This window comes from Azonexus sp., assembly GCF_049652925.1.
Lineage (GTDB): Bacteria > Pseudomonadota > Gammaproteobacteria > Burkholderiales > Rhodocyclaceae > Azonexus.
In genome coordinates this window covers 282,525-293,329 of record NZ_JBASFI010000024.1, presented here as the reverse complement: position 1 = coordinate 293,329, position 10,805 = coordinate 282,525, and the positions used below count along the sequence as shown (strand labels likewise).

Annotated in this window: 11 protein-coding genes; 7 read left to right on the top strand and 4 right to left on the bottom strand. The window is 58.1% G+C overall.

Annotation, left to right across the window (positions count from 1 at the left end; genetic code table 11):
- Positions 1 to 455 precede the first annotated feature (455 nt).
- Positions 456 to 1,454 carry a hypothetical protein gene (locus WBK19_RS13660; RefSeq protein ID WP_511290592.1) on the top strand — a complete coding sequence of 333 codons (999 nt, stop codon included), beginning with the start codon at positions 456 to 458 and terminating at the stop codon, positions 1,452 to 1,454.
- 106 nt (positions 1,455 to 1,560) lie between these two features.
- Here the strand turns inward: WBK19_RS13660 and WBK19_RS13655 are convergent, their stop codons facing one another.
- Entirely contained in the window at positions 1,561 to 1,953 is a 393-nt protein-coding gene (locus tag WBK19_RS13655) for a glutathione S-transferase N-terminal domain-containing protein (protein ID WP_511290590.1), read from the bottom strand.
- A 436-nt stretch (positions 1,954 to 2,389) separates the two neighbouring features.
- Between WBK19_RS13655 and WBK19_RS13650 the strand changes: the two genes are divergently transcribed.
- Positions 2,390 to 3,124, top strand: a complete 735-nt coding sequence (locus tag WBK19_RS13650; protein WP_511290588.1) for a PEP-CTERM sorting domain-containing protein — start codon at positions 2,390 to 2,392, stop codon at positions 3,122 to 3,124.
- 654 nt (positions 3,125 to 3,778) lie between these two features.
- Here WBK19_RS13650 and WBK19_RS13645 read toward each other — a convergent pair.
- Positions 3,779 to 4,207 (bottom strand): group II truncated hemoglobin, encoded by a 429-nt coding sequence (locus WBK19_RS13645; RefSeq protein ID WP_511290586.1) that lies wholly within the window; start codon positions 4,205 to 4,207, stop codon positions 3,779 to 3,781.
- 426 nt (positions 4,208 to 4,633) lie between these two features.
- On the opposite strand from WBK19_RS13645, the gene WBK19_RS13640 reads away from it, so the two are divergent.
- Complete coding sequence (locus tag WBK19_RS13640) at positions 4,634 to 5,014, top strand: hypothetical protein (protein WP_511290584.1); 381 nt, start codon at positions 4,634 to 4,636, stop codon at positions 5,012 to 5,014.
- Between the two features lie 265 nt (positions 5,015 to 5,279).
- Positions 5,280 to 7,874: an ATP-binding protein gene (locus tag WBK19_RS13635; RefSeq protein ID WP_511290582.1), complete on the top strand. Its 2,595-nt coding sequence runs from the start codon at positions 5,280 to 5,282 to the stop codon at positions 7,872 to 7,874.
- 19 nt (positions 7,875 to 7,893) lie between these two features.
- On the opposite strand, the gene WBK19_RS13630 is transcribed toward WBK19_RS13635, so the two are convergent.
- On the bottom strand, positions 7,894 to 8,376 hold the full coding sequence (locus WBK19_RS13630; protein WP_511290580.1) for a glutathione peroxidase: 483 nt from the start codon (positions 8,374 to 8,376) through the stop codon (positions 7,894 to 7,896).
- 21 nt (positions 8,377 to 8,397) lie between these two features.
- A complete protein-coding gene (locus WBK19_RS13625; RefSeq protein WP_511290578.1) occupies positions 8,398 to 8,859 on the bottom strand; it encodes a CHRD domain-containing protein in 462 nt (153 codons plus the stop codon).
- 242 nt (positions 8,860 to 9,101) lie between these two features.
- On the opposite strand from WBK19_RS13625, the gene WBK19_RS13620 reads away from it, so the two are divergent.
- From WBK19_RS13620 to WBK19_RS13610, 3 genes are all read left to right on the top strand, one after another.
- A complete protein-coding gene (locus tag WBK19_RS13620) occupies positions 9,102 to 9,782 on the top strand; it encodes a Crp/Fnr family transcriptional regulator (protein ID WP_511290576.1) in 681 nt (226 codons plus the stop codon).
- A gap of 80 nt (positions 9,783 to 9,862) precedes the next feature.
- Positions 9,863 to 10,159 (top strand): N(2)-fixation sustaining protein CowN, encoded by a 297-nt coding sequence (gene cowN / locus WBK19_RS13615; protein ID WP_511290574.1) that lies wholly within the window; start codon positions 9,863 to 9,865, stop codon positions 10,157 to 10,159.
- Positions 10,160 to 10,317: 158 nt separating this feature from the next.
- Complete coding sequence (locus WBK19_RS13610) at positions 10,318 to 10,782, top strand: PaaI family thioesterase (protein ID WP_511290572.1); 465 nt, start codon at positions 10,318 to 10,320, stop codon at positions 10,780 to 10,782.
- Positions 10,783 to 10,805 lie beyond the last annotated feature (23 nt).

The following is a 10,805-nucleotide window of genomic DNA, read 5'->3' as shown; positions in this document are numbered from 1 at the left end:
CCGCCGCATCATCGATGCAGGCGGCAACTGGCTGCGACGACTACCGATCACGGATGCCTTGCCGTTGATTCATCACCAAGCGTTGGCTGCCACTCAAGGAGTAAAAATATGAGGGGAAACCTCAGGGTCAGACCCCCATCTCTATTCGGTCAGCTGCCAAAAATAGCTCAAAAAATCGGCCGGTTTCTTCCTGCTTGGTCTTGCCGCTTAGCCGGCAATAATCACCTGCTTGCCGGGAACGTGTCGGTTGTTTTCAGGTCTGTCATTGACCGTTGAAGCTCTGCCCGGCACGTTCCGCTACCTTCGGGTTCCTTGTGCTGCAAGCGGGCCGGCCGGGAGGTTCGGCTTTGCGCCACTACGTCCCAAGGCCATGCGGGACACCGGTGTAATTGTTGCTTGTAACAGGACATGAAGCAGGACGAGGGCCTTTGGCCTTCCAAACAGTTGGAGGCGTTATGTCGGTCAATGGAATCAATAGCAACAGTTTCGATTTCTCAAAGCTCCTGGGCGGCAAGGCGACGACGCCGGTGACAGGTTCGGCGGGGGCGGTGGATTTTTCGTCTGCGCTGAAGTTGCAGATGGCCAGTATTCAATCGCAAACGGTCGGTTCGCTGGTTTCGTCTGCGCTGGGCTCGGGCAAGGTGTCGGGTGGGGCGAACTTCGCCGATATTCTCGGGGCCGGCAAAACGGCTGGCACTTCGTCTCTGGATGCCTTGCTGGGCAGCGCCGCCAGCGTGAGTGGCACGAATGGCGTTTCGGCGGCGGGGCGCAACATGGCGCTATTCGATCCGGAGTCGGCCTACCGGATGATGACGGACATCAACGCCATGGCCGTCGCCTACAAGGCCGAGGCGTCCGAAATGGGCGATATGAAGTCCTACGTTTCGACGCTGCAGCAGGAGGCTATCAAGCTGGGCAGCACCGATGCATCGACCAGCGGCGAGGATATCCGCAGCCGCGTGCAGGCATTTGCCAATGCCTACAATGGCTGGATGCAGCGCTTCGGCAGTGAGGTGCAGGATGGCGGCATGCTGGCGGGCACGCAGGCGGCCAGGGTGTCGCAGTGGGAACTGGAGCAGAGCATCGCCAATCCGTTCAATGGGGCCAAGGACGGACTGCACGGCATGGCCGACCTCGGCCTGAGCATTGATCCGGTGACAAAGCTGGCGACCGTGGATAACGCCCGGCTGGATGCCGTGCTGGCCAGCAACAAGACGGCGGCAATGGGCGCCCTGCACGAATTCACTGCCAATTTTGCCAAGTCGGCTGAGCTGTTGAATTCAGCCGGCAATTTCATTAATAACCGTCTGGACAATCTGTCGCGCGTCATTGGCTATATCGACACCAACATGGCGTCCCTGCAGACCGAATTTGGCCTGGGTGACCCGGCCAAACCGACCAGGCAGCAGGCCAAGGCACTGGCCAATTACAACGCGACGCACGGTATTGCCTGAACTGGTGGTTTTAGCGTGAATGAAGAACAGCAGCCTGACTTGAATGAAGCCGAGGCTGCTGCTCAAACAAGCTGACAAACGGGCCGTTCAATATCGCCGGTTTACGTCAGGCGGCAGCAAAACGGCTGCGCAGATACTTGATGATCTCGCCGGATTCGTACAGCCACTGGGTCTTGCCGGCCGGATCGGTGATTTTCAGGCAGGGCACTTTCGCCTTGCCACCACCACTTACCAGATCATCCCGGTTGGCGCCCGGTTGTTGCGCATCCAGCTTTTGCACATCGAGCGCCAGACGCCGCATCTCCTGGCGCACCTTGATGCAGAACGGGCAGGTTTTGTACTGATAGAGGACGAGGCTGGCGCACTGCTGATCAACCCCGGCCTGACTCGCGGCTGGCCGCAACATGGCCTTCGGCCGTGTGACGAATTCGCCGAGAAGCATGAAGGGGCCGAGAATGATACGAAGCGTTTTGAAGAAGGCTCTGACGACTGTTTTCATGAGTGATGACTTGATTCCGTAAAAGATGGGCTTAAGGCAGTCTATACGCTGTGGAGTTCCTCGTGGCTGACCATAAGCTGTACAGCGGCAATGGAACAAAGGGAACAATAGGGGTCTGACACCTATTGTTTACGCCGACGGCCACCATCCCGGCGTTTACCTTTGCCGCCGGAAGACGGTCACATCGGGGACACTCTCTTTAACGCCAATACTGTCGAAGTTTCTTACAACACCGAAGCTTCAATGGCGGAATGAAACCATAACCCCATGTTTTATCGGTTCTAATTTTAGGCGGCACAAAATATGCGCGATTGAATCGGACACCATCATTCGAGGTAAAGTTTCTCGGCAGGTTTCCATAGCGCAACCGAACAGAGTTCCATTACATGCATTACAAATAAAGGAACCCGCGCCGAATTATTATCAGGGGGTCACCATGAAATATGTAAAGCTGCTGTTTTTGCTGCTGACGTCTGTAGGTTTTTCATCTCACTCACAAGCATCAATCGTTAATCAATTCATTTCTATTGACCAGTCAGGCCCAGTAGTTTCAGTAACCAACAACTCCATTCAGACCTTTGATCAATCGCTAGGTACGCTTAATAGCGTTCAACTGAATTTGAATGGTTTTTTATCAGTATCCGGGACGTACACCCCCAACATGGTTTGGGGTGGATTGGTTCCCACGCCCGTACCGTATGGCGTCAATTTCAAGGTAGATCACGCTCTCTATGGCGCAGTGGGGCTTGACGGGTTTGGATTCAGCACACCGGCCACCTATCTATTTAGCACAGTGGCTACGGGCATACCCGGTGAAGGGTATATGTTTCAAAAGGCATTCAATTTCGACTTCGTTTTTGATGATTTGAGTGACCTTTTGGGATTTGCATTGCCCAGTAACACCAGCGGTCCAAACATCCCTCCCACTCTGATCAATGGTCTGACTGCTGAGTTTGCACATTCAAACTTATTGCTGTTCAGTCGGCTAATAACGGAAGATCACAGTGGCATGCCAAACGTGCCCTTAATCTCCTTGCATGCGCTGCTATCCGTAACTTATGACTACACGCCAATACAACAGGTACCAGAACCAGATACGTTGGTGCTGTTAGGTATCAGTTTGTTGAGTCTCGCCGCTTCATGCCGGAAAGCCAAACCCTATACAGCCTAGATCAACTGCCGCTGAGCTGCTGCCAGTTCAGCAAATTAAAGGTGCCAGGGTCGAATTAAATCCGGTCGCCAGCGCCATACAGGTTATCCCTCTTTTTTGTGAATCGGGTATGCAGCTGTTGCGGCGAATTTGCTGATGACTTGCTTGGCCTCCCGCGCCGTTGCTGCGGGGTTGAAATTCATCTATACAAAATTGGTTTAACCAGAGATAATTCCGCTCCACTTGGACGCTTGGCGTCCGACCGACATTATTTTTTCGGGTGGAGGAGACAAACCATCTGAAAGCCCGCGTTAGACGGGCTTCTTTTTTGTCCTTGCGAATGGTGCCGAAGCACACCGGTTCTCCCTGCGCGTCATTGATCCGGACAAAAAAATGCCCGCGCTAGGCGGGCATAAATCCATTTCTTGGAGGAGATGGAGGAGACAGTTCCTATTGTCGCAGAATCATGCTGCGTTGCAACAAACAATGTGTGTTGTTTTTATAAATTCCACGCTGCACCATGAGGGTTGGCAATTTTTCCCCTTTTCTGTTTTGGCGCCTTTTTACGTTTCACGCAGTAAATCCGGTTGACCGTAGAAGCCGCACCAGCGCGGCACAGCATTTGCCAGAAGAACAAGACCCCTATTTATTCAGTGCCCGCCGAAGGGCGAATAATCAGTGCCCGCAACCGCAGGATTGAACGCTCTCGCCACGGTTGCGCATGAATTCGCCGATACGGACGAATTGCTCGTACAAGGCAGCGCGCAGGGACTCGTCGGTGACCGACTCTTCGAGCGCGAGCTTCATGCACATCAGCCATTGGTCGCGCTCCTCCGGACCGATGGCGTAGGGCATGTGGCGACGCCGGAGCATGGGCGGGCCGTATTTTTCGACGTATAGCTGCGGGCCGCCGAGCCAGCCAGAGAGGAAATCGACAAACTTGTTGCCTGATTCGGTGAGGTCTTGCGGGTGAATTTTGCGCGCCGTGTAGGCTTCGGGTAGTTCGTCCATCAGCTGGTAGAAGCGGTCAACCAGTTTGCGGATGGCGCCTTCGCCGCCGATGCGTTGATAGGGTGTTTCGGTAGTTTGGTCGATTGTTTCCATGTCATTTTCTCAAGTGTTGCGCCAGCCCTTTTGCCAAGTCTTCATGGCCGCTGTGGCGGGGTGGCTTGAGGCAAAACCAACAGCAACATGCATGCCGGAGAGGCGTCTGTGCTCAAAGTCCGCTCCAGACAGGCGAATACCGCGAGTTTGTGCGGCGAAACAAGAAAATCCGTTTGATCAGGCTTGCCAGGCGTGACACCTGTTGGCGTGCGTTTTGCCATAAATGACAAACCTTGGCCTTGTCGGGAGCTTTCCCGGGGGCGGTCGTCATTCCAAATTTGCCGCTTATTTCCGGTTGACCGTGGAAGCCGCCCTGGCCAATGCTTCGCCGGGCGAAGGGGTGCCGCAGGCCGACGATCGGAATTCAGGCTTTCTCCTTCCCCGCCCTTCTGCGAAAATCGCCGCTTTCCCGTTTTCAGCCCAACCATGATCCAAGGCCAATTCCGTTCTTCCATCCTGCAGGTGCCGGCGGATGTCACTGCGCTCAAGTTCCGCGGTTATCTGCGCAAGGAGATCGAGGCGGTGCAGGCGACGGCGCAGAGCGAGGAGGACATCATCGTGGTCCGCGTTTTCGTGCTGGAAAAGGTGTTGTTCGGGCTAGGCGCGAGGAAGGTGGACAGCATTGTCCAGGGCGTCGTTGGCAAGTGCCCGAACATTCAGCGGATCGAGCTGGAGGCGCTGGTTCGGCCGTTGACGGCTGACGAGATGCAGGAGGCGGCGGCCGATGCGCAGGCAACGCTGCAGTCGCTGAGCGACCGGGTGATGGCTTCGGGCGGCAAGCTGGGGCCGGCTTCCGGCGCCGATTAAGCGACGGCTGGCGCCCGGGAAAACGGTTGTTCCCACGGTCAACCGGAAATTTTGCCCAAAAAATGAAATGTCTGGTGGACGCTGCGGCGGCCGGGCCGATGGCGGCAGATTGTCCGGCTCGCCCGTGCAGCCACTTGCATGACCGGTCGAGCGTGGAATAACTCTCCAATAGCCCTAAAAAATTGAGGGGTAATGCGGCCAGTTCTGACAAAATGCCGAAATCGCCAAACGGCCACTTTCAGAACACATTGTTGCAGCAATAAACATGACCGGTTATCGAAGCATGACGCCAACCCAGCGGGCTCGACTGTTTTTGGTCGCCGGGCTGGTCGGCGCCAATCTGCTGGTGTTTGTGCTGGCGTATTTCTCGGTCGAACGCAGCAAGGCGCTTTACGAAGAGCAGGCCCGGACGCTGACGCAAAATGTCGTGCGTTCGCTCGATCAGTCTGTTTCCGGCAGCATTCGCAGCATTGACCTGATCCTGCACACCATTGTCGATGAGCTGGAGCAGCAGCTGGCGGCGGGCGGGATTGATGAAGCGGCCATCAGCGGACTTATCGCCCGGAGCCAGGAGCGACTTCCCGAACTTGAGGGGCTGCGCATTGCCGATGCTTCCGGCCTGGTTTTTCTCGGGACCGGGGTCAACAGGAAGGCGGCTGTTTCCTGGGCTGACCGCGATTACTTCAACCACCACAAGAAAAATGCTGACGGGGAAGTGTTTTTTCGCAAGCCCCGCCTAGGGCGGGTCGCCAAACAATACATCGTCAATTTTTCGCGCCGCTTCAACGACAGGGATGGCCGCTTTGCCGGCGTGGTTTCGGCGCCGATTGCCGTCAGCTATTTTGCCGAGCTTCTGGCGCAGTACCAACTCCCTCCGGACAGCGCTTTGATCCTGCGCGACGAGGATCAGGGGATCATCGCGCGATTCCCTGCAGACGCCAACCTGCCGGCGGCTCAGGTGGGCAATACCACTATTTCAGAAGAGCTTCGCACGCTGCTCGAATCGGGCGTCAAATCCGCCACCTTCCATACCGCCAATTCATCGGATGGACTCGATAAGACTGCGTCGTTCCGGCTCTTGAAAAACGCCCCCATGCTGGCCATCGTCTCCATTCCAAGCGACAGCTATCTGGCCGGCTGGCGACGGGAAACACTGAAAACGACTGCCATGGTGGCCGGCTTCTTCCTGCTCTCGGCCCTGCTTGGCACCTTCCTGTTCAGGCTGCTGGGGCGTTCGGAAAAGGACCGGATGCGCCTGACGCTCAGCGAAGGCAGATTGCGAACGATCATCGAGACCGAGCCTGAATGCGTCAAGCTGGTGGACAAGGAAGGACGGCTGGTGGAGATGAATCCAGCCGGTCTGGGCATGATCGCGGCCAGCTCGCTCGATCAGGTGGCCGGCCGCCCCGTTCTCGATCTTGTCGCGCCCGAGGATCACCGAACCTTCTGCGAACTGCACCAGGAGGTGATCAGCGGCCAGAGCGCCATGCGCGAATTCGCCATCATCGGGCTCAATGGCGAACGCCGCATCATGGAGTCGCACGCCGTCCCCATTCAGATGGGCGGTGAAATCGCCCATCTGGCAGTCACCCGCGACATTACGGCACGCAAGCAGTCGGAGCGCGAGCTCGATTCCTACCGCAACCATCTGGAGTCCCTGGTCGAGGCGAGGACAGCCGAGCTTCATGCCGCCAAGGATACGGCCGAGGCAGCGAGCAGCGCCAAGAGCACCTTCCTCGCCAACATGAGCCACGAACTGCGCACGCCGCTCAACGGCATCACCGGCATGATCCGGCTGGCCAGCTTCCGGATGACCGATCCCAAAGGCAAGGATCAGCTCGACAAGGCCAAATTCGCCGCCGATCACCTCCTCTCGGTGATCAACGACATCCTCGATATTTCCAAGATCGAGGCCGACCGGCTGGTTCTCGAAAAAGCCGACTTCACCCTTCAGCCCATCATCGACAGTATCTTCAACCTTCTTGGCGAAAAGGCGCAGGCCAAGGGACTTGAAATGCAGACCGATGTGGCGCCGGGTCTGGCCAACCGGGTCTTCGTTGGCGACCCCTTGCGCCTCGGGCAGGTGCTGATCAATCTGGCGGCCAACGCCATCAAATTTACCGAACATGGCAGCCTGACCATCCGCGTCATCGAGCGCGAATCGAGCCAGAGCAAGGCGCTGTTGCGCTTTGAAGTGATCGATACCGGCATCGGTCTGAGCGCCGACGACAAGACGCGGCTGTTTTCGCCGTTCGTCCAGGCAGACAACTCGATGACCCGAAAATACGGCGGCACGGGCCTCGGCCTGGCCATCAGCAAACGCCTGGTCGGGCTGATGGGCGGCAAAATCGGCGTTGAAAGCAGGCTCGGGCAAGGCAGCGACTTCTGGTTCGAGATAAGCCTGCCGAAATCCACCAAGGCTGCAGCCAATGAAAGTGCGCCGCTTGCCGAATCAGAGGCGAGCCGGATTCGCCGCCAGCATCGGGACAAACGCATCCTGCTCGTCGAAGACGAATTGGTGAATCAGGAAGTCGCCCGCGACATACTCGAGGATGTCGGCCTGCTCGTCGATGTTGCCGACAATGGCGAGCAAGCCGTTGAGCGGGCCGGGCAGCAGATCTATGCGGCCATCCTGATGGATATCCAGATGCCGATAATGAACGGGTTTTCGGCCACCCGGGCGATTCTTGCCGAATCGCTCAACCAGCAGACGCCGATCATCGCAATGACGGCCAATGCCTTTACCGAAGACCGGGCAGAGTGCCTCAAGGCGGGAATGAAGGACTATCTCGCCAAGCCGGTCCGCCCCGAACACCTCTACCAGACACTGCTGAAATGGCTGTCGGCCGGGAGAGCATGATGGCCTCCCGGCCCGCGCCTTAAAGCAGGGCTTCGACTGCCTCCACCAGTTCGCCCGGCTGCGTCCCCGGGGCATAGCGATGGACCACCTTGCCTTCACGGTCGACGAGGAATTTGGTGAAATTCCATTTGATCGCCTCGGTACCCAGAATGCCGGCCGCTTCATGCTTGAGCCAGGCGTAGAGCGGATGGGCGTTGTCGCCGTTGACGTCTATCTTGGCGAAGAGCGGGAAGGTGACGTCGAAACGCGTCTGGCAGAACTGCCCGATGGCTTCGGCATCGCCCGGCTCCTGCGCACCGAACTGGTTGCAGGGAAAGCCGAGAACGACAAAGCCCCGGTCCTTGAAGCGCCGGTAGAGTTCTTCGAGGCCGGCATATTGCGGCGTGAAGCCGCATTGACTGGCGGTATTGACGATGAGCAGGGCGTTGCCGCGATAGGCGTCGAGACTTTGCTGATCACCGTTCAGGCGCTGGGCGCTGAAGTCGTAGAGGGTTTGGCTCATTGAGATGCGATCGGTCCGTTTTCAGTAAGTCGTCTTGGGGGTCATCGGTGGCATCAACTGGGCGCGGATTTCGCCCGGTTTGTGCTCGGCGGAATGCACATTGACGTACAACTCGCCGGCTTGATAGGCCTTGTATTCCGCCTCGCTCAGCTTGCTGCCGGTGGGCACCGCCCAGTCGTTGTCGCCGCTCCTGATCAAGGTGATGATCACCGGCCCATTGGCGCCGGCCTTGCCGATGTGGATATGGGCCATCGTGGCGACCAGCCCGCTGGTCATGACCTTGCCGCTGACGGTCATGTCGGGCTTGATGGTGATCATGCCATCACCGGAGGCCTTGGTGGTGACGGGCGGCACTTCCATGGCTCCGGAAAGTTTGAAACTCAGGTCGTCGGCGATGGCTGGCGTTGCAAACATTGCCAGAGCAACGGCTGTTGCCGCGAGGATGCCCGGCAGGGCCAGGCGATAGTTTGGGGATATTTTCATGGCAAACCTCTCATTCTTGAGCAGGGAATGTGGCCGGGGGATGGGCATCGCCTGTTGGGAAACGACAAGGGGGATGGCGGCCACATGGTATTTGAGTAGCGTCACCCATTTTGGTTCGGCTATTTGCTGCTCGGGTTTTGTCGGACTTGCCCCGAGCAGCCTGTCGGAAAGCCGGCAATTGCCGTCAGCAATTTAAAACAAGCGCATTTAATCAACATCTTGGCTTCGGGCATTCCTTTTGCGTGAGCTTCTCCATGCACGCCCACGCCCACCTCGCCCGCCCCGATTTTGCTGCCCAGGCGCAAGGCGAGGCAGCGGCTGGATTGCTCGACGGCTTTACGCTGCGCGATGTGCCCAAAGGCTATCTGCTGTCGACTCCCGACAGCCCGCACAATCAGGTACTCATGGTGCAGTCCGGTCGTTTGCGCGTTTATCTGGCTGGCGACAACCGTGAGCTCAACCTGAGTTTTCTCGAGGCCGGCGACATTTACACGACCCACACGCCGACCTATGTCGAAGCCGTCGTACCGACCAGCATCTGGCTCATCGACACGCCGACCTTCGCCCGCAAGCTGGCCACCGACCCATCGGTAACGCCGGTCATGATGCGCGTCATGGGCCGCCTGCTGAGCAATGCCGTCGGGCTCATCGAAGACCTCGCCTTTCGCGAAGTGCCGGCCCGGCTCGCCCGCTTTCTCTGCCAACTGGCCGAACGGCGCGGACTGCGTCAGGAACACGGCTGGTTGGTGCCGCTCGATTTCAGCATGCAGGACATCGCCAGCCTGCTCGGCACGACGCGGCAAAGCATTTCCTCGCTGATCAACCAGTGGGAGCGCGAAGGCGTCCTGCTCCGCCAGAGCCGGCGCAGCCTGCTCGTCCCTTCGCTTGACGCCCTCAAGGCGCGCTGCTCTCCGTTGCCCTGAGTCAAAACGTCGGCCAGCCGACGGACAGCCGGCAGCCCGGCCGGCTAAAGTTCTTCCCGACAACTTTCAGGGAGAACGCCATGTCTCAACAATGCGCTTGCCGCAAGACCGACCGCTACGTCAGCTTCCAGGACATCGACTGCGCCGGCAATGCCCGCCGGCTAATGGAATACCTCGACCGGCAACTGGCCATCCCGGGCCGCAGCAATGCCTTCTGGGAATATTTCGCCAAAAAGCGCACCGGTAATGCCGTCACCACGCCCGACGACCTGTTCCTGATCCATTCCAACATCAACCAGTTCCGCGACTTTTTCGAAAGCTGGAACGATGAAGAGGCCCTGACCCTGTTGCTGCAGATAGAGGAAGAGTGCTGCTAGGCGTTTTCTGCGGATTCCACGGTCAACTGGAAATATTGGCCAAAAATCAAATGTGATGCCGCCGCTGGCTGAATTTGCACGTCGCCTGTCCGCCTGAACAGTGGCCGATGCGCGCCGCCTCGCCTACGATGCCGCTTTGCCAATAACAAGGAGACAGCATGCAGGCCTTTCAGGATTACTACCCGGAGACTCTGGCGCACTGCTACGGCTGCGGCCGCAACAATGAGCACGGCCATCAGATCAAGACTTTCTGGGAGGGCGACGAAACCGTCACGCATTTCCAGCCGCGCCCTGAACACACGGCCATCCCCGGCTTTGTCTATGGCGGCCTGCTCGCCTCGCTGATTGACTGCCACGGCACGGGAACGGCGGCCGCCGCGATGTACAAGGCCGAGAATCGCAGCATGGACAGCCTGCCGGCCTTTCGTTTCGTCACCGGTTCGCTGCAGGTCAGCTACCTCAAGCCGACACCGCTCGGCCCGGTCCTCGAAATTCGCGGCAAGGTGAAGGAAATCAAGGGCCGCAAGGTCGTTGTCGAGGCCACCGTGTACGCCGACGGCGTGGCCACGGCGCGCGGCGAGGTCATCGCCCTGCAGATGCCGGATACCTTTGTGGCGAGCTGATGCGCTGTCCTTGAATTATTCGG